Raw genomic sequence first — 17,373 nt, forward strand, 5'->3', positions numbered from 1 at the left:
TATTCGATCATCCGCCATGGACGCAAGGGGGGACTAAGGAGTAGAATCCGCACTCATTTTCCGCCCGTAGCTCAGCTGGATAGAGTACTGCCCTCCGAAGGCAGGGGTCGTGCGTTCGAATCGCGCCGGGCGGGCCAGTTGCATTAGAGTAAAGCCCTGATAGATCGGGGCTTTTTCTTTTTCTCTTCTCCTCGCTTTGGCCTACCCCCTTAGAGAGAGGCAGCTAATCCCTTTGGCGGATTGTTGCCGGAAGGCAGGGCTCCTACACTGCGTTTCAGGTTGTTCCAGACACAACCTGACCCCCTGATGATCGCTGACCCGATTGTCTTCAGGCCCCGCACAAACACCTCCCTGTGCGGGGTCTTTTTCTTTTCTGGCTGGCTTCAGCGGGTCAGTTGTGCGTAGCAGAGCGGCAGGCGCGCCGGTAGTTCGACCGGGTTGCGGATGATGCTGTAGCCGCTGACGCCGAACAGGTGAGGCAGGTAACTGTTGCCGGTGCGGTCGATGGTCAGGCAGAACGGCACGATGCCCTGGTGTCGGGCTTCCTGGATGGCGGCACGGGTGTCCTCGATGCCGTAACGGCTGTCGTATTGATCGAGATCGTTGGGTTTGCCGTCGGAGAGGATGATCAGCACCTTGCGGCCGGCGGTTTCGTCGCCGAGCAACTGGCTGCTGCGTCGTATCGCCGCGCCCATGCGGGTGTAGAACCCGGGCTTGATCGCCTGGATGCGGCCGCGCGCGATGTCGCCGAAGCGTTCGCCGAAATCCTTCAGCCGATGAAAGCGTACCTGGCGCTTCACCGACGAAAAGCCGCACATCGCGAAACGGTCGCCGGTGCCGCGCAGGGCCTCGCCGAACAGCAGCAGGGCGTCGCGGATCACGTCGATGACGCGGGCCTCGCTCGAGACAAAGGCGTCGGTCGACAGGGAGAGGTCGGCCAGGACCAGGCAGGCCAGATCGCGCTGCCGACGTTCGAGCGACTGAAACAGTTGCTCACCACCGTGGTAACCGCAGGCTCGGTCGGTGGTCGCGCGCAAAATGGCGTCGAGGTCGAGTTCGCAGCCGTCGGGCTGCCCCTTGAGCCAGCGGCGCTGCGGTTGCAGGGCGGCGAATTGCTGGTGCAGCCGCTTGGCGGTCCGCCGCAATTCGACGGGGAGCTTGCCGGCCGGCGCCTCGCGGGCCACGAGTTCCTGCAGGCGGACATGGTCGGCCACCAGCGTGCCCTTGCGGTAATCCCATTCGGGCAGGGGAATGCCTTCGCCCAGCGGCAGGTCGTCGGCGGCAGCCGAGGGCAGGTCGAGATCGAAACGGACACGGGTGGCAATCCGTTCGCCGGCATCCGGTGTGGCCAGTGCCAGCTGTTCGAGGTTGCGGGCGGCGTCGGCGGCGTGCGGGTCGGGATCGTCGTCGACGCTGCGGTTGATGCGCAGGAACTCGGCAACCGAAAGCAGGCTTTCGGCGCGGAAGAACATCAGCAGGCCGTTCTTTTCCGCCGGCGGCGTGATCCGCTCACCGCGATGGGCATCGTCGCCGGCATCCTGGCTGTTGCCGCCGTCACCGGGTGTCGTTGCGCGTGATCCGGGCGGGGCAGTTGGTGATTTTTCCAGCAGGTCGGCGTGCAGCCAGAGCAGTACCGGTTGGGCCGGTGGCTTGCCAGTTGGCACCGGCGGCAGGGAATCGATGCTGCCCGGTTGCTGCAAGGCCTGCCGGATCGCTGCCTCGCGCGCCGCTTCGGCAGGCGGCAGGCTGGCAAGCGGAGGGCGGCAGGGCAGGTAGGCCTCGACCAGCCGGTGGTAGCGGGTGTGCAGGCCGGGCCAGCGCTGAAGTGCGTGGCAGGTCGCCTGTTGCTGGCGCCGCACAAAGTGCGCATGGTCGCTCGGCACCTGTTCGGGCAGCGCATCGTGACTGGCGGCCAGCGCGGCCAGCCAGTAATAGAGGTCGCGGTTGAGTGCAGGCTCGGCAAAGGCGTCGATGGTCGGCGGCAGGCGCAGGGTGGCGTCATCGCGCCGGGCCAGCGCGCCGCGCTCGTCACTGCCGGCCAGGCGGGCCAGCCAGTGCCGACGGTGGCCCAGGACATCGTTGGTGGCTGCCGCCACGCGCAGGCCGGGGTCGCCGCCGAGCGCGCGGAAGTAGATGGCCAGCGGCCGAGCCAGCGCTTTCAGTTCGACGGCGGCTTGCGGATGGTGCCCGCCGGCGGCGCGAGTGATCCAGCGATGCCAGACCTTGCCGACCCATTCTTCCATCCTAGTCTCCCGTCCTGTCCTGCTTGCCGGGCCGGAAGCCGGCTTCGTTCTGCCGTGCCGCGGCATCCTTGACCCAGAGCAGCAATGGGCCGCCGGGATTGTCGCGCTGACTGGTCGCGCAGGCGCTGAGGCACTGCGCGCACTGGGTGCAGGTGAACATGTGACGTTTGATGTTGCGTGGGTTGAGCCGCATCGGGCAGGCCATGTCGCAGGCCGACTGGCGTTCCGGCAGGCAGCGGTTGCAGTCGTTGCCGCGTGAGCGCTGGAAACCGACCACCATGGCGTCGCGATTGCCCATCCAGACCAGCGACTGGAACAGGCCGACGGCACAGGCATAGCGGCAGAACAGGTGACGGGCGAACAGGAATTCGAGGCTGAGGAGGGTGGTGAAGGCGCCAATGAACAAGGCCTGATTGCGTGTCGGCGTACCCTGCCACAGGTTGCCATACACTTCGGCCGGCGGCAGCAGGTAGGTGAGGAAGATGACTGCCCAGGCGAAGGCGAAAACGACGGTGGCAGGTACCACCAGCAGCCACCAGCCCGGGCTGTACTGGCGCGGGCTGCCGTCGGCCTGCCAGGGCGGCAGGGCCTCCCGTTCCCAGAGGCTGGGCTTGCCGCTGGCGCGCATCATGAGGCCGTTGATTGCCTCAACCACCGAAAAGTGCGGACACAGCCAACCGCAATAAAGCCGTCCCCAGCGCCGGGCGATCAGCAGGAAAACCGCAGCGCCAGCGAACAGCGGCAGGAAAAGGCGGAGCAGAACGTTGGCAGCGGCTTCGCTGGCACCGATGCGGCCAGCCAGAAATTCGTCGAGGCCGAGTCGCCATTCGAAACCGAGCAGCCAGGCATGGCCTGCGTCGAGGTCGTAGCGAAACAGGTTGAACACCGGCGCCAGAAGAAAAAGCGCGAAGAAGCCAAGCTGGAACGCCAGCCGCTGGCGTTGCCGCGCATCGTTCATGGCGGAGGTGGTCCGATCAACGGAAAACGCCAGGCGTGGCCGTTCATCGCCCGGATCAGCCCCATTACGCCGAGGTAGATCAGCCCGGCGTGGCAGAGAATGAAGTAGAGGATGCCGAGCAGCCAGGTCCACGGATTTGAGAAGCCGCCAAGCAGCAGGATGGCCATGCTGACGCTGATCAGCATGGCGCCCCCCCACAAGCTGGCAACCACATTCTGCAGCAAGTGGTTGCGCACCAGCAGATCGGCATGATCACGATGTTTCCACCATAGCCCGACGAGGATGACAAAGGCGATTCCGGGCAGCAGCATGAGATTGATCAGGAAGAGGGCGCCGGCGGCAATCGCCAGCGCCGGTCCGGGCATGACGTGCTTGAGTGGGTCGGGGCGTGTGATGGTCAAGGGGTTTCCTCGAAGGGGGGGCTGACTGTCGATGAAAACGGTGTCGGCCTGAGGTTTGGGGAGTTACGGCAAGCACAGGCTGGAACGTAGCTTGGTGACATCCGGAACGACGATGCGCCGGCCTTCTATCTCGATCAGGCCATCATTGGCGAGTTCGTGGAGAACGCGCGAAAAATGCTCCTGAGTCAGATTCAGGCGCGAGGCGATGGTGCTCTTGTGGGTTGGTAGGCAGATCTCGACCCTGCCGTCGGGTGGGCTGCATTCGTCGTCGGTCATTTCGCCGAGCAGGTAGCCGACGATGCGTTCGCGGCCGGAGCACAGCGAGTAGATCTCGAGGTCCTTGATCAGGTGGTGGAGGCGCATCGACAGCCCGGCGATCAGGCGCAGGCAGAAATCCGGGTCCTTGCGGATTTCCTGGAAGATCACGTCCTTGGCGATGAACAGCAGTTGGCAGTCGGTCAGCGCCTGAGCCATCAGCACGTAGGGCTTCTGCATGAACATCACCGCCTCGCCGAAGCTCTGGCCGGGGCGGATGATCTCGACCACCTTCTGGTTGCCGGCGGCGGAGACGAAGGCGAGCTTGATCTGGCCGTCGAGGACGAGATGGAAGCCGTGGCAGGGGTCGCCCTTGTGGAAGAGGATGTTGCCGCGGTCGTAGTGCTCGACCCGGCAGCCCTGGGCGAGCCGTTGCAGGTCGTCGGCGGGCAGGTCGGAGAACAGCGGCGTCCGGGTCAGCACCTCGGTGGCGCTGAGCGGCATCGCAGCCGGGCTGGCGTGGGTCGTCGTCCGCATGGCGTCAGCGGCCGAAAGTCGCGCTGATGACTTCCATCAGCGCTTCGGCGACTTCGGGATCGTCGGTCAGGCTGTCGACGATGGCGGCGCGGCAGGCGACCACCGGGTCCATGCCGTCGCGCACCAGCAGCGCGGCGTAGATCAGCAGGCGGGTACTGACCGCTTCCTCGAGGTCCTGGTCCTTGAGCTGGCGCAGGCCGTGGGCGATGCCGACCAGGCGCCGGGCGAGGTCGGCGGGGCATTGCGTTTCGCGCAGCAGGATGGCGGTTTCGCGCTCGCCCTCGGGAAAGTCGAAGCGCAGGCTGACGAAGCGCTGGCGGGTCGACGGCTTCATCCCCTTGAGCAGGTTCTGGTAGCCGGGGTTGTAGGAAACCACCAGCATGAAGTTGGGCGGCGCCTCCAGCAGTTCGCCGGTGCGGTCGATCGGCAGGATGCGCCGGTCGTCGGCGAGCGGGTGGAGGACGACGGTGGTGTCCTTGCGCGCCTCGACGACCTCGTCAAGGTAGCAGATGCCGCCTTCGCGGACGGCGCGGGTGAGCGGGCCGTCGGACCAGCGGGTGTCGCCGTCGACGATCAGGTGGCGGCCGACCAGATCGGCGGCGGTGAGATCGTCGTGGCAGGCGACGGTGTACAGCGGCAGGCCGAGGCGGGCGGCCATGTGAGCGACGAAGCGGGTCTTGCCGCAGCCGGTCGGGCCCTTGATCAGCAGCGGCAGGCGGTTGCGCCAGGCCGATTCGAAGATCGCTTCCTCCTGGCCACAAGGCGAGTAATAGGGCAGGTCGAGGCGGGTTTCGGGGGCGTTCATCAGGCAATGCCTTTCCAGTAAGCCAGGCCGATCAGCGCGCAGACGAAGAGCAGCCAGCCGAGCAGCAGATTGCGCCAGAGCGGCGGGGCATGGCGCAGGGCCATGAAATCGAGGGCGACGGCGGCGCCCTTGAGCAGCGCGATGCCGAGGACGGCAACGGTGAGCGGCAGGCTGCCGCCGCCTTCGCCGAGTTGCCAGGTGAGCAGCGTGGCGACGATCAGCGCCAGCCATAGCCGCAGGGTGCCGGCCGGGCTGCCGTGGCTGCCGGCCGGGATGGTTTCAGTGGATGACATAGACGAGCGGAAAGAGGATCAGCCAGACCAGGTCGACCATGTGCCAGTAGGCGGCGCCGCTTTCCAGGCCGTTCATGTCCTGCGGCCCGTAACGGCCGGCGCGCATGCCGGCCCAGAGCACGACGAGGATGATCAGGCCGAGGATCACGTGCATGAAATGGAAGAAGGTCAGCGACAGGTAGAACATGTGGAAGGTGCTGCTCGACAGACTGATGCCCTGGTCGAAGGCGGCCGCGTATTCGACGCCCTTGACGCCGAGGAAGCCGATGCCGCAGACGATCGCGGCGAGCAGCCAGACCGCGTCGGCGCGGGCGCGGCCGGCCAGCGCGCCCTGCACGGCACGCACGACGAAGGCGCTGGCGGTCAGCAGCAGCAAGGTGTTGACGGCGCCGGCGTCGCGGTTCAGGCCTTGCTGGGCGAGATTGAACTCGGCGACGTGGCTGGCGCGGGTGAACGCGTAGGCGCCGAAGAAGGCGGCGAAGGCGACCAGTTCGGCGCCGATGAAGCACCAGATCGCCAGGTCACCGGCCAGTCGGCGAGATGGCGTGGCGGACAAGGTCAGGGTGTGATGGCTCATGCCGGCGAGTCTAGGTAGCGATGATGTGCTCAGCTTTGATCCGCGCTAATTTTTGAATAAATGTCCGCTTGGCGTAACCGATGCGGGAGGCATGCCAGGGAAAAAAAACGGGCGGCTTGCGCCGCCCGAAATCCCAATGAGGAAGGGTGCTGCTTACCGGGCTGTTGCCTTGTCGTCGCCATTGACGAAGAAGGAGACGATATAGACGATGAGGCCGATGAGGAACATGACGCCTGCCCATTCGCGCATCCAGTAGAACAGGGCGACCTGGTCCTGGGTGGCCATGAACGACATTGGTACCTCGGCGACACGCTGCAGCCACACCTGGAGGATGCCGGCGGCGGTCAGGAAGAGGGTGATGAAGACCATGGCGATGGTCATCAGCCAGAAGGACCACATTTCCAGGACCTGCGCCTTGTTGGAATTGGCGGCCCGGCCGCGGATGATCGGCATGGCGTAGGAAATGAGTGTCAGGACGACCATCACGTAGGCGCCGTAGAAAGCCATGTGACCATGGGCGGCGGTGATCTGCGAACCGTGGGTGTAGTAATTGACTGGCGCCAGGGTATGCAGGAAGCCCCAGACGCCAGCGCCGAGGAAGGCCATCACGCCGGTACCGAGCGCCCAGAGGACGGCAGCCTTGTTCGGATGCTCGCGACGGCGGCGGTTCACCATGTTGAAGGCGAACACGGTCATGGCGAAGAAGGGAATCGGTTCCAGCGCGGAGAAGATCGAACCCCACCACTGCCAGTACTCGGGCGCGCCGATCCAGTAGTAGTGGTGGCCGGTACCGATGATGCCGGTGACCAGGGTCAGGGTGATGATCACGTACAGCCACTTCTCGATCACTTCACGGTCGACACCGGTGACCTTGATCAGCACGAAAGCCAGCAGCGCACCGAGGATCAATTCCCAGACGCCTTCGACCCACAGGTGCACGACCCACCACCAGTAGTACTTGTCCTTGACCAGATTGTGCGGGTTGTAGAACGAGAACAGGAAGAAGATCGCCAGGCCCCACAAACCGATCAGCAGTACGGTCGAGATCGCGGTCTTGCGGCCCTTCAGGACGGTCATGGTGATGTTGAAGAGGAAGGCCAGGGCGACGACGACGATGCCGAGCTTGGTTGGTAAAGGTTGTTCGAGGAATTCCCGCCCCATGGTCGCCAGCAGGTCGTTACCGGTCAATTCGGCGAGTGTGGCGTAGGGCACGAACAGGTAGCCGAGGACGGTGGCGGCACCGGCCAGCAGGAAGATCCAGAACAGCGCGATGGCCAGTTTTGGACTGTAGAGCTCGGTTTCGGATTCCTCCGGGACCATGTAGTAGGCCGCGCCCATGAAGCCGAACAGCAGCCAGACAATGAGCAGATTGGTATGGACCATGCGGGCCACGTTGAAGGGGATTTCGGGGAAGAGGAAATCCCCGACGACATACTGCATGCCCATGATCAGGCCGAACAGGATCTGACCGGTGAAGAGGGCGATGGCCGCTATGAAGTAAGGCTTGGCGACCGCCTGTGATTGATATTGCATCGCAGTGAACTCCTGAATGTGTTTATGAGCCGGTCAGCCTTCGATGTTGGGCGGCCAGTTGGCGGTATTGATCTCGGAGGTGTATTTGAGGAAGGCGACGATGTTGTCGAGTTCCTCGTCGGTCAGATGGAACTGCGGCATCTGGCGACGGCCGGGTGCGCCGGTGGGCTGGGCCTGCATCCAGCCCTTGATGAAGTCTGGGCCGCGACGCGGATAGACGTTACCGAGCTCCGGGGCGAAGTAGGCGCCTTCGCCGAGGAGGGTATGGCAGCCGATGCAGTTACGGGTTTCCCAGATCTTTTTGCCGGCGATGACCTGCGGCGTCAGGTTCTGCGAATTGTCACGCTTGGGAAATTCCCTGTGTGAATCAAAGGTCAGGGCAAGAAATAGCAGAAAGAAGAACACCGTCCCCCCGTAGAAGATGTTCCGTGCCATGGATTTTGTGAATATGCCGCTCATTTTCGCGCTCCTTGTTGACGGTGCGGGAAGTTTCAATTTGCGGCGGTTTTCAATCCATGATCTGCCTTAAGAACTGAAAAACAATGTCATTCGCGAGAGTCACTGGCGCCACGCACAGCCTTCAAGCTTGCCCGTGGCCGTGGTGATTTCGGCCTGCCAGGCAAACAGCCGCTCGTCGTCGCCAGCAGTGTCACGGCAACGCTGGCGCGTAATCCGGACAGCGACAGGGGAGGCGCCGGCAATTCGGATTTCTGATTGCTTTGGTGTGCTCAAGGTTTCCTCGTAGCTACCTGTCAAGTCCGGCTGACCGTTACGTTGCAGGGTTGCCATCCCCTCAAACAGTGTCAGCGACCAGGCTGCGCCGGCACCGGCGCGCCATTCGCCGGTGCTGCGCCGTGGCGCGTAACAGCGGGCATCGCGACGGGCCATGTTGAGGTCATTGATGCGCAACATGCCTGACTCGGCGGCACCGAATACTTCGATATACAGCGGTTTGCCGTTGCCCAGGCCAAACTGGCGCAGGGCGGCGCTCACTTCGCCACCGGCCGAAGCATCGTCGACGTTGGTATAGCTGCGATCACGGCAGGGTGAGAAGATCAGACGCTCCTCGTGCTGCAGTAGCAGGCCGCGGGCAATCTTGTCTGGCGCAACTGCGGTGGCCGGCTGGTCGGCGTGGGCGAGGCCGAATACGGTGAGCAGGGCGGCGGCAATCAGGGTCTTGGGCATGCTGGTTTCCATGGGGTTGCGTTCAGGGCTGACGGAACAAGTCGCGCAGTTCGTCGGTGATCAATTGCGTCGAGGTACCGTACCCGTATTTCTTGATGAAGCGGCTGTCCGGACCGAGCAGATAGAGGCCGGCCGAATGGTCGACTGCATAGAGGTTGGGGTCACCGGCATCGCGGGCGACCTTGGCGTAGCGCACCTTGAAGTTACGTGCGGCAGCCTGCACCAGTGCTGGTGATCCGGTCAGGCCGACGATGCGTGGGTCGAAGAAACCGGTATAGGTGGCCAGTGACGCTGGCGTGTCGCGTTCGGGGTCAACCGAAATGAAGATGCCCTGCAGCTGACGGGCGTCTTCGCCAAGCAGTTTCAGGATTTCCGCCATTTCGAGCAGGGTTGTCGGACAGATGTCCGGGCAGAAGGTGTAGCCGAAGGCGATCAGCTGGAAGCGGCCACGAAAATCCTCGTTCGATACCGCCGAGCCCTGCGGTCCGACCAACAGGTAACGTGGCCGGATATCGCGGACTTCGCCAATCAGCAGGTCATGCGCCGACGTGGCGCTGGCCAGCGCCGGCAGAGTGCCCAGCAGCAGGCAGAAGGCGCGCCGGTTCATGATGTCTTGCCGGCGGCAAGGCGCAGTTTCTCGCGGGCAAGGTCGATGTCGCCAGCCAGGCTTTTGCCGTCCGGGCAGACTTTGCCGCTGCTGCCGAAATCGAGAAAACTGGCGTGAGTCGCCTGTTCGAAGACTTCACCGATATTTCTTTCCTTGGGCACGGTATCGACCATGATTTCGCGCATGCGCGCCGTCAGGGCATTCTGTTTGCAGGCCAGGGCAATGCCGTTGAGTGTGCCGAGTTCGCCGATCGCCTGGCGCAAGGCGGTTTCGTCGGCGTGGGTGACGCTGGCAAAGGTGAGTAGCAGGGCGAGCAGGGGGAGGGATTTAGTCATGCTTGGACTCCTTCTTGGCGATGGGTTGGGGCGGACGCGGCTTCAAACTTGCCAGCCGGCGGCCGTCATCGAGATCGACGACGTGGATGGCAGTAAGCTCGCCGACCAGATAACGCTTCTTCAACGTCAGGTCGACCGGCGCCGCGTGCGTGGCCTTCCAGAATGTCGTGCTTTCGCGCGTTACCGGTGGCGTCAGGCAGGCTTCGGCATGCAGTCCCAGCTTGACAGACTCGGTGCCGGGCGGCAGCGGTACGACCAGCGCCGCGTCGTCGTCGTCGCTGGCGACGAAAGCAGCGTAGTTGGCAAAGGCAAGAAAATAGTCGTAACGCCAACGCTCGGTCATGGTCTGAGGTTCGCCGATCTTGTCTTCGGCCTGGTAGCGTTGCCCATCTTCACTTTCGGAAGCCAGTGGCAGGTACTTGTAGCGGTAGTAATCCAGGTCGCGGGAGGTGCTGTCAGGCCAGCTCCAGCCCTCGGCAATTTCCTTGCCGCGCAGTGGGTAGCGCAATACCTCGGGCGTCGTAAGCGCCGTCTCGCCGTGTGAGAGATCGATGTCCACCTCGATGCAATCGGTGGCGGCAGCTTGTTCGAGGAACAGCCGGTAGAGTGCCGGGCCGGCTTCGGCGATGGCCAGCAGTGGGCAATTCAGCATCAGGGCGAGGCAGGCGGCAGCGGGTTTCATGGTCGGCTCTGCAGCTGTTTTCGGATGGCTGAGGTGATCGCGGTCGAACTCGTGCCGTGGGCGATCTTGTCGGCGATGCGGCCATCGCGAGCGATCAGGTGGAGGTCGGCCGAATGATCGACTGCGTAATTCTCGCCCCCGCCTTCCGGTCGGTTGTAAATCACACCGTAGCGTCGGGCGATATCGGCCAGCGTTGCCGGGTAGCCAGTGGCGCCGGTGATCGCCGGACTGAAAAAGGCGGTGTATTCAGCCAGGTGCTCTGGCGTGTCGCGTTCCGGGTCAACCGAGATGAACAGGAAGGCGGCAGCGTCTCGCTCGCTCGGTTCCAGTTGGGCGATCACGTCGGCCAGCGTCATCAGTGTTGTTGGGCAAATGTCGGGACAGGCGGTGTAACCGAAGCTCAGTATCACGACCTTGCCGCGCAGGTCAGAGAGGGCCAGCCTGCCGGCAGCTGTGTCGAGCACGAAGTCGCCGCCGGGAGGTAGTCCGGGGCGCGGTATGTCACGCTCCGGTACTTGTGGATGCCAGAGTACTGCCAACGCAGCGATCGTTAGCGCAAGCAGAACGGCAATGACGGCAAGGGTTTTTTCCAGCATGTTTCGACGGGTCGTGCTGTGGATGCAGGCGATTGTTGGCAGGCAGCCCGGATTATTTGCTAGGCGCGGGCGGAAAAATTTAATCGCCATCAAATTTCCGGTTTTCCGTTGCGCAATGAGGGGCAACAGGGGGCATTGTGCATGTCCGGGCCGGGGTGATTAAGCCCATGGGAACTGATTGCAGACGCCCGAATACTCCGGTCGCGGCTAGGAAAAGTCCTAGATAAATCAGGAATATGGGCGATGGATTTTGTCTTCGCCAGCGTCCATTCTCAAAAAAACCGGGGAATTTAGGATCGATCAATTTTTTCCCTGGGACGGCGTCATAGAGTGCGACAAATTGCCGCACCCTGAGTTGGGGCATGGGTAGGAGTTGAGGCGATTGGGGTTTGACCTGGAAAAATATTTTGGGAGAACGAAGATGAGAGGATTAGGGATCAAGTCGGGCGTGCTGCTGCTGGCGGCGGGTCTGGGTCTTGGGGCGATGGGTTCGGCTGTTTCGGCGGAATCGCTGCAGGACGTTCTGAAGCGTCGGGGGCTGAGCCAGCAGGATTTGCTGGCGGCGGCGAAGACGTATGTACCGACGGGGAAGCGGGATGAGTTTCTGGCGTTCAGTTCGGGCGGGCAGTCGGGTCAGGTGATTGTGTACGGGATTCCGTCGATGCGGATTCTGAAGTACATCGGCGTATTCACGCCGGAACCGTGGCAAGGCTACGGCTTTGACGAGAACTCGAAGGCGGTCTTGAAGCAAGGCTGGATCGACGGCAAGGAAATCACGTGGGGCGACACGCACCACCCGGCGATCTCGGAGACCAACGGCCAGTACGACGGGCAGTTCTTGTTCATCAACGACAAGGCCAATCCGCGGTTGGCGGTGATTGATCTGCGCGATTTCGAGACCAAGCAGATCGTGGTCAATCCGATCTTCAAGTCGGAGCACGGTGGTGCCTTTGTGACGCCGAACACGGAGTACGTGATCGAGGCGGCGCAGTATGCCGCGCCGCTGGAGAACAAGAAGTTCTATCCGCTGGAGGAGTTCAACGAGAAGTACCGCGGTGGTGTGACGTACTGGAAGTTTGACCGCAAGGAAGGGCGTCTGAACCCGAAGGAGTCCTTCACGGTTGAGTTGCCGCCGTACTCGCAGGATTTGTCGGATGCGGGCAAGGGCCCATCGGACGGTTGGTCGTTCACCAACTCGTTCTGTACGGAGCGCTACGTTGGTGGCATCGAGAAGGGTCGTCCGCCGTACGAAGCCGGGTGTTCGGCGAAGGACACCGACTACCTGCATGTGATCAACTGGAAGAAGGCCGCGGAGCTGGTCAAGCAGGGCAAGGCGAAGAAGATCAACGGTCACGATGTGCTCATGATGGAGACGGCGATACAGGAAGGGATTCTGTTCCTGATTCCGGAGCCGAAGTCGCCGCACGGGGCGGACGTGACGCCGGACGGCAAGTTCATTGTGGTGTCGGGCAAGCTGGACACGCACGTATCGGTGTACAGCTTCGAGAAGATCCAGGCGGCGATCAAGGCCGGCAAATTTGAATCGAAGGACCCGTACGGGATTCCGGTGATCGGGATGAAGGACGCGCTGCACACGCAGGTGCAGTTGGGTCTGGGCCCCTTGCACACGCAGTTTGATTCGAAGAAGTGCATTGCCTACACATCGCTGTATGTGGATAGTCAGGTGGCGAAGTGGGACTTCTGTCAGGGCAAGGTGCTGGACAAGATTTCGGTGCACTACAACATTGGTCACCTGATGACGATGGAAGGTGACACGGTGGCACCGAAGGGGCGTTACCTGGTGGCCTTGAACAAGCTGTCGATCGACCGTTTCAACCCGGTGGGGCCGCTGCATCCGCAGAACCACCAGCTGATCGACATTGCCAACGACAAGATGCAGCTGCTGTACGACATGCCGTTGCCGCTGGGCGAGCCGCACTACGTGGTGGCGATCGAAGCCTCGAAGCTGAAGCCGGGGGTTCGCTACAAGGTGGGTACTGACAGCCGGACCGACAAGCCGCATCCGGGTGCGGTGCGTGCCGGTGAAGAACGGATCGAGAAGAAGGGCAACAAGATCACGGTCTATGGCACCTTGATCCGTTCGCACATCACGCCGGAAACGATCGAAGCTGAAGTGGGCGACGAAGTGACGATCCACCTGACCAATCTGGAGCGTGCGCAGGACGAGACCCACGGCTTCACGGTGTCTACGTACAACGTGCATGCGTCGGTTGAGCCGGGCAAGACGGTGACGGTGAAGTTCAAGGCCGACAAGGAAGGGGTGTATCCGTACTACTGCACGGAATTCTGCTCGGCGCTGCACCTTGAGATGCAGGGTTACCTGCTGGTGAAGCCGAAGGGGTGGAAGCCGACGAAGACGACGATGGCCAAGGGCAACTACACGGAAACCGATTACAAGGCGACGTTGAAGAAGGTTGCGGACACGCAGGCGGTGATTGATTCGGTGGTGGGGTATATCACCAGCACGAACTTCAAGGACTTCCCGGACGTGGTGGCGATGGTTGAGGACGCGACGGACCAGCTGAACAAGATCAAGGACGCGAAGCAGAAGCATGAAGCGGCGGCGGCCCAGAAGGACTGGGAGCAGGCCAATCTGTGGGCGGAGCAGGTCTGGCAGTACCAGGTCAAGGCGGCTGACATCGGCCTGCGAGCCAAGACCTACCTCGAGCAGAACGGCGCCAGAAAGGTCAAGTAAGCCGGCGTTTTGATCTGTCTTAAAGCGAATCTCAGGGGGCAGGTAGGAAACTGCCCCCATCAAGACCAAAAGGAAATTTCATGAAAAAGACCATTGCCCTGATCGTCGGCGCACTTCTTGCCAGCAGCGCCTTTGCTGCCGGGGAAGGCGCCAAGCTGTATGCCGAGAAAACCTGTGTCGCCTGCCATGGCAAGGACGGCAACAAGACGCTGACGCCGCAGTATCCGAAGATCGCCGGCCAGAATGCCGCTTACGCCGAACAACAGATGAAGGACATCAAGAGCGGTGCCCGTGCCAACGGCCAGTCCGCTGCGATGAAGGGCGTCATGCACCTGGTCAGCGATGCCGAGATCAAGGTCCTGGCCGAGTACCTGGCTTCGCTGAAATAAGCCACGAAATCCTTGAGAGGAGAGGGAAATCATGTTCAAGAAAACAATCACCTTGGCACTGGCCAGCGTGCTGTTGCCGTGTAGCGTTGCATTTGCCGGACCGCCCGCACCGAAGGCGGCGGGCATCGAGTCCAAGGATTACCAGTGGGCGAAGATGGAAGGCGAAATGAAGGCAGCCCTAGCGGTCAAGGGGGTCGCCAAGAAGGGTGAGGAGGGTTATGAGATCTGCGGCGCCTGCCATTTGCCTTCCGGTGCTGGCCGCCCTGACGGGACTTTCCCGCAATTGGCCGGTCAGCACACTACCGTGCTGATCAAGCAGATGGCTGACATCCGCATGGGCCTGCGCGACAACCCGACGATGTACCCGTTTGCCAAGGAGTTGGTTGATCCCGAGGAATTGGCGCATGTTTCCGCATACATCGAAAGCCTGTGTATCCCGACCGATCACGGCAAGTATGAAGGTGCCGATGCCGCCGCCCAGATTGCCAAGGGCAAGGCACTGTACGAGAAGCAATGCGTCGAGTGCCATGGCAAGAACGGCGAAGGCGACAAGGCCAAGTTCTATCCGGTGATTGCCGGCCAGCATTACAAGTACCTGCTGCGTCAGATGACCGAGATCCGCGATGGCCATCGCCGCAATGCCAACCCGGACATGGTCAAGGTCATCAAGCCCTATACCAACGATCAACTGGTGGCAATCTCTGCCTACCAGGCCAGCCTGCAGATGCCGGGCGCGATGTGCAAGCCGAAGGGCAAGAAGTAAGTCGTAAATTCACGCAGACAAGAAGCTGAGTAAATCAGCCTGTTGCGCAAGCCGTTCGCCCTTCCGGCGGACGGCCTCGACCCGGTTGGCGGGGTCAGTAGCGAAAAAAGGGTAGTCTCATGGAGAAACAGAATCGTATCGTCGCCGGCCTCAGCCTCGTATCGCTGATTTGCCTGATCGTTGCCTATTTTGCCCCGATCTGGTGGGTCTCGCTGACGGCGCCGAATTATCCCGAAGATGCCTTCCCTGACGGTATCCGCATCCATTTCCATTTCGACGGTGTGTACAACGGTTGCAAGGCGGCCGGCAAAGGCACAAGGATGGCCAACGAGGTGATCCAGAAAGATCTGTCGCACGAAGACGAACGCTGGAACCCGATCCTTGATCCGCAGAAAAAGAACTTCGACATGAAAGCCGAAGGTCTCGACTGTGTGCACGAAATGAACACCATCAACCATTATGTCGGGATGTTCCCGATTGCTTCCGGCGCGCCGGTCGAGAAGCCCCTGGCCAAATTCTTCTTCGGTTTCTTCGGGGTCATGCTGCTGGCCTTTGCCGTGCCCCGGAAAAAACCCCGTCTGCTCGTGCTGGGCGCAGGTTTTGCCGGTGTCGCCGCGTGGATGCTGGTCGACCAGTTCGTCATGGGCAGGCTAGACGCGCACGTCGCCTATTACATGACCGAAACCGCAACCTTCTTCAATGAGCCGGACAAGATCAAGGCCTGGGGCGACACTGTATCGTCGGTTTCGAAGCTGGTCATCTTCGGCCTGATCGCGGTGATGGCGGTGGTCATTGCCGGTGTCGCCAAACTGCGCAGTTTCCAGTTGCTGATGGCGCTGGTGCCGGCTTTGCTGCCAGTGTTCTTCGTCATTACCTACTCGGCCTGGCTGTGGTTCTTCGGCCACAACATGCATCCGTGGGGGGCCTTCACCGTAAAGCCGTTCATGCCGACAGTTTTCGGCGAGGGCAAGGTCGCACAATTCTCCACCTACTCCTATCCGTACTGGGGCTATGGCCTGCTGCTGGTGATCTTCGTCTGCATGATGCTGGCGCTGCTGATCCGTCGCAAGCAACTGCGTGAAAACCCGGAACAGGAGTAAGACCGTGACAACCTCGTCGAGACTGTTGCGCTCCGTGCTCGCGCTGTCCCTGCTGGGCACGGCCACGCTCGGCCAGAGCGAGCAGGAATTCGGTGCCAATGCCGATCTGAGCACGGCACCTCGGGTAACCATCGACCGCCCGAAACCGGTCTTCATGCTGATTGAGCGCGACAAGCGCATCCATGGCCTGAAGCCCTTCCAGGATCTGGTCGACAAAGCCGAACCCGGGTCTGTACTGAAACCGCCGCCCGGGGTCTATGCCGGGCCGGTGACCATAGACAAGCCGCTGACCATTGAAGGTGGGGGACAGGTCACCATCGATGCCGGTGACAAGGGTACGGTCATGGTGCTGAACGCGAGCAATTCGGTCCTGCGCGGCGTACGGCTGACCGGTTCGGGTGACTCGCACGATACCGACGACTCCTGTCTCGATGTGCGCGGTCATGACAATTTGATCGAGGATGTCGTCGTCGATAACTGCCTCTTCGGTATCGATCTCAAACAGGTTAGCAACAGCACGGTGCGCCGCAACAAGATCAGTTCGAAGGACCTCGAACTGGGTGTGCGTGGTGATGGCCTGCGGTTGTGGTACAGCCATGACAATCTGATCGAGGGTAATGAAATCGTCGATTCGCGTGACATGGTCGCCTGGTATTCGCACCGCAACCGCTTCATCGACAATCTAGGGCGACGCAGCCGTTACTCGATCCACTTCATGTTTGCCAACGAAAACGTTGTCGACGGCAACCGCTTCTACGACAACGCTGTCGGTGTCTATTTCATGTACACCGAAGGCGGTGCTGCAACCAACAACATCATTTCGCATGCCACCGGCGCCACCGGCATGGGCATTGGCTTCAAGGAAGCCTCTGGCACGCTGATCGAGAACAACGAAATCATCTACTGCGGCATCGGTATCGGTTCCGATCTGTCGCCATTCCAGCCCGACAGCACCATCGAAGTGCGTAACAACCGTCTGGCCTACAACGGCATTGCCATTCAGTTCAACAGCGAGACCGGCGGCAACAACATGCGCGGCAACCTGTTCGAAGGTAACCTGACCCAGGTCAGCTATGGCGGGCGTAGCGAAGACTCGTCAAAGAATTTCTGGGAAGGCAATTTCTGGGACGACTATCAGGGGTTTGACCGTAACGGTGATGGCATTGGCGACAACGTCCATGAGCTTTATTCCTACGCCGACCGAATCTGGATCGAATTACCGATGGCGCGCTTCTTCCGCAGTTCACCGGTGCTCGAATTGCTCGACTTCCTTGAACGCTTGGCGCCGTTTTCGGCGCCTGACCTGATCCTGCGCGACGAGCAGCCGGTGTTTCACAAGCCAGAACGGAAGGCCTTGTCATGAGCGGCGAAGACAGTAGGTCCGCTGCGCGCAAGCCA

19 protein-coding genes and 1 tRNA gene are annotated in these 17,373 nt (G+C 61.7%); 6 read left to right on the plus strand and 14 right to left on the minus strand.

What is annotated here, in order from left to right; genetic code table 11:
• Positions 1-60 precede the first annotated feature (60 nt).
• Positions 61-137 (plus strand) — tRNA-Arg (locus G471_RS0107335).
• A 246-nt stretch (positions 138-383) separates the two neighbouring features.
• Here the strand turns inward: G471_RS0107335 and G471_RS0107340 are convergent.
• From G471_RS0107340 to G471_RS0107405, 14 genes are all read right to left on the minus strand, one after another.
• Positions 384-2,243: a nitric oxide reductase activation protein NorD gene (locus G471_RS0107340; RefSeq protein WP_028994781.1), complete on the minus strand. Its 1,860-nt coding sequence runs from the start codon at positions 2,241-2,243 to the stop codon at positions 384-386.
• A gap of 1 nt (position 2,244) precedes the next feature.
• On the minus strand, positions 2,245-3,201 hold the full coding sequence (locus G471_RS16990; protein WP_081700156.1) for a 4Fe-4S binding protein: 957 nt from the start codon (positions 3,199-3,201) through the stop codon (positions 2,245-2,247).
• Complete coding sequence (locus G471_RS0107350) at positions 3,198-3,602, minus strand: cytochrome c oxidase subunit III (protein ID WP_028994782.1); 405 nt, start codon at positions 3,600-3,602, stop codon at positions 3,198-3,200. The genes G471_RS16990 and G471_RS0107350 overlap by 4 nt, the downstream gene beginning before the upstream one ends.
• A 63-nt stretch (positions 3,603-3,665) precedes the next feature.
• Complete coding sequence (locus tag G471_RS16995; RefSeq protein WP_081700157.1) at positions 3,666-4,394, minus strand: Crp/Fnr family transcriptional regulator; 729 nt, start codon at positions 4,392-4,394, stop codon at positions 3,666-3,668.
• A gap of 4 nt (positions 4,395-4,398) precedes the next feature.
• Positions 4,399-5,199 carry a CbbQ/NirQ/NorQ/GpvN family protein gene (locus tag G471_RS0107360; protein ID WP_028994783.1) on the minus strand — a complete coding sequence of 267 codons (801 nt, stop codon included), beginning with the start codon at positions 5,197-5,199 and terminating at the stop codon, positions 4,399-4,401.
• Entirely contained in the window at positions 5,199-5,492 is a 294-nt protein-coding gene (locus G471_RS0107365) for a cytochrome C oxidase subunit IV family protein (RefSeq protein WP_081700158.1), read from the minus strand. The genes G471_RS0107360 and G471_RS0107365 overlap by 1 nt, the downstream gene beginning before the upstream one ends.
• Positions 5,479-6,069 carry a cytochrome c oxidase subunit 3 gene (locus tag G471_RS0107370; RefSeq protein ID WP_028994785.1) on the minus strand — a complete coding sequence of 197 codons (591 nt, stop codon included), beginning with the start codon at positions 6,067-6,069 and terminating at the stop codon, positions 5,479-5,481. Before G471_RS0107370 ends, G471_RS0107365 begins: the two co-directional genes overlap by 14 nt.
• A 153-nt stretch (positions 6,070-6,222) precedes the next feature.
• Complete coding sequence (locus G471_RS0107375; protein WP_028994786.1) at positions 6,223-7,602, minus strand: cbb3-type cytochrome c oxidase subunit I; 1,380 nt, start codon at positions 7,600-7,602, stop codon at positions 6,223-6,225.
• A 33-nt stretch (positions 7,603-7,635) separates the two neighbouring features.
• Complete coding sequence (locus G471_RS0107380; RefSeq protein ID WP_028994787.1) at positions 7,636-8,061, minus strand: c-type cytochrome; 426 nt, start codon at positions 8,059-8,061, stop codon at positions 7,636-7,638.
• Between the two features lie 99 nt (positions 8,062-8,160).
• The gene (locus G471_RS0107385) at positions 8,161-8,787 is read right to left on the minus strand and encodes a hypothetical protein (protein WP_157272464.1); all 627 of its coding nucleotides are present in this window, start codon (positions 8,785-8,787) and stop codon (positions 8,161-8,163) included.
• 22 nt (positions 8,788-8,809) lie between these two features.
• Positions 8,810-9,394, minus strand: coding sequence for an SCO family protein (locus G471_RS0107390; RefSeq protein WP_088177960.1), 585 nt, complete (start codon positions 9,392-9,394; stop codon positions 8,810-8,812).
• Positions 9,391-9,729 (minus strand): hypothetical protein, encoded by a 339-nt coding sequence (locus G471_RS0107395; RefSeq protein WP_028994790.1) that lies wholly within the window; start codon positions 9,727-9,729, stop codon positions 9,391-9,393. The genes G471_RS0107390 and G471_RS0107395 overlap by 4 nt, the downstream gene beginning before the upstream one ends.
• The gene (locus G471_RS0107400; protein ID WP_028994791.1) at positions 9,722-10,411 is read right to left on the minus strand and encodes a hypothetical protein; all 690 of its coding nucleotides are present in this window, start codon (positions 10,409-10,411) and stop codon (positions 9,722-9,724) included. The genes G471_RS0107395 and G471_RS0107400 overlap by 8 nt, the downstream gene beginning before the upstream one ends.
• Positions 10,408-11,097: an SCO family protein gene (locus tag G471_RS0107405; RefSeq protein ID WP_245580526.1), complete on the minus strand. Its 690-nt coding sequence runs from the start codon at positions 11,095-11,097 to the stop codon at positions 10,408-10,410. Before G471_RS0107405 ends, G471_RS0107400 begins: the two co-directional genes overlap by 4 nt.
• Positions 11,098-11,389: 292 nt before the next feature.
• Here G471_RS0107405 and nosZ point away from each other — a divergent pair, with 292 nt between their 5' ends.
• The 5 genes from nosZ to nosD all read left to right on the plus strand — a co-directional run bounded on the left by nosZ (position 11,390) and on the right by nosD (position 17,338).
• Positions 11,390-13,723 (plus strand): Sec-dependent nitrous-oxide reductase, encoded by a 2,334-nt coding sequence (nosZ, locus tag G471_RS0107410; RefSeq protein ID WP_245580527.1) that lies wholly within the window; start codon positions 11,390-11,392, stop codon positions 13,721-13,723.
• An 80-nt stretch (positions 13,724-13,803) separates the two neighbouring features.
• Positions 13,804-14,112 carry a c-type cytochrome gene (locus tag G471_RS0107415; protein WP_028994794.1) on the plus strand — a complete coding sequence of 103 codons (309 nt, stop codon included), beginning with the start codon at positions 13,804-13,806 and terminating at the stop codon, positions 14,110-14,112.
• 31 nt (positions 14,113-14,143) lie between these two features.
• A complete protein-coding gene (locus tag G471_RS0107420) occupies positions 14,144-14,875 on the plus strand; it encodes a c-type cytochrome (RefSeq protein WP_043421158.1) in 732 nt (243 codons plus the stop codon).
• A 119-nt stretch (positions 14,876-14,994) separates the two neighbouring features.
• Complete coding sequence (locus G471_RS0107425) at positions 14,995-15,975, plus strand: hypothetical protein (protein ID WP_028994796.1); 981 nt, start codon at positions 14,995-14,997, stop codon at positions 15,973-15,975.
• 4 nt (positions 15,976-15,979) lie between these two features.
• Complete coding sequence (gene nosD / locus G471_RS0107430; protein ID WP_028994797.1) at positions 15,980-17,338, plus strand: nitrous oxide reductase family maturation protein NosD; 1,359 nt, start codon at positions 15,980-15,982, stop codon at positions 17,336-17,338.
• Positions 17,339-17,373: the final 35 nt, after the last annotated feature.

Origin of the sequence: Azonexus hydrophilus DSM 23864 (assembly GCF_000429605.1) — a bacterium.
Lineage (GTDB): Bacteria > Pseudomonadota > Gammaproteobacteria > Burkholderiales > Rhodocyclaceae > Azonexus > Azonexus hydrophilus.

What these genes read in the sequence shown, in the direction of transcription:
- G471_RS0107340 (WP_028994781.1), bottom strand. Translation starts at nt 2,243, where the DNA reads ATGGAAGAATGGGTCGGCAAGGTCTGGCATCGCTGGATCACTCGCGCC.
- G471_RS16990 (WP_081700156.1), bottom strand. Translation starts at nt 3,201, where the DNA reads ATGAACGATGCGCGGCAACGCCAGCGGCTGGCGTTCCAGCTTGGCTTC.
- G471_RS16995 (WP_081700157.1), bottom strand. Translation starts at nt 4,394, where the DNA reads ATGCGGACGACGACCCACGCCAGCCCGGCTGCGATGCCGCTCAGCGCC.
- G471_RS0107360 (WP_028994783.1), bottom strand. Translation starts at nt 5,199, where the DNA reads ATGAACGCCCCCGAAACCCGCCTCGACCTGCCCTATTACTCGCCTTGT.
- G471_RS0107365 (WP_081700158.1), bottom strand. Translation starts at nt 5,492, where the DNA reads ATGTCATCCACTGAAACCATCCCGGCCGGCAGCCACGGCAGCCCGGCC.
- G471_RS0107370 (WP_028994785.1), bottom strand. Translation starts at nt 6,069, where the DNA reads ATGAGCCATCACACCCTGACCTTGTCCGCCACGCCATCTCGCCGACTG.
- G471_RS0107375 (WP_028994786.1), bottom strand. Translation starts at nt 7,602, where the DNA reads ATGCAATATCAATCACAGGCGGTCGCCAAGCCTTACTTCATAGCGGCC.
- G471_RS0107380 (WP_028994787.1), bottom strand. Translation starts at nt 8,061, where the DNA reads ATGAGCGGCATATTCACAAAATCCATGGCACGGAACATCTTCTACGGG.
- G471_RS0107385 (WP_157272464.1), bottom strand. Translation starts at nt 8,787, where the DNA reads ATGCCCAAGACCCTGATTGCCGCCGCCCTGCTCACCGTATTCGGCCTC.
- G471_RS0107390 (WP_088177960.1), bottom strand. Translation starts at nt 9,394, where the DNA reads ATGAACCGGCGCGCCTTCTGCCTGCTGCTGGGCACTCTGCCGGCGCTG.
- G471_RS0107395 (WP_028994790.1), bottom strand. Translation starts at nt 9,729, where the DNA reads ATGACTAAATCCCTCCCCCTGCTCGCCCTGCTACTCACCTTTGCCAGC.
- G471_RS0107400 (WP_028994791.1), bottom strand. Translation starts at nt 10,411, where the DNA reads ATGAAACCCGCTGCCGCCTGCCTCGCCCTGATGCTGAATTGCCCACTG.
- G471_RS0107405 (WP_245580526.1), bottom strand. Translation starts at nt 11,097, where the DNA reads ATGGCGATTAAATTTTTCCGCCCGCGCCTAGCAAATAATCCGGGCTGC.
- G471_RS0107415 (WP_028994794.1), top strand. Translation starts at nt 13,804, where the DNA reads ATGAAAAAGACCATTGCCCTGATCGTCGGCGCACTTCTTGCCAGCAGC.
- G471_RS0107420 (WP_043421158.1), top strand. Translation starts at nt 14,144, where the DNA reads ATGTTCAAGAAAACAATCACCTTGGCACTGGCCAGCGTGCTGTTGCCG.
- G471_RS0107425 (WP_028994796.1), top strand. Translation starts at nt 14,995, where the DNA reads ATGGAGAAACAGAATCGTATCGTCGCCGGCCTCAGCCTCGTATCGCTG.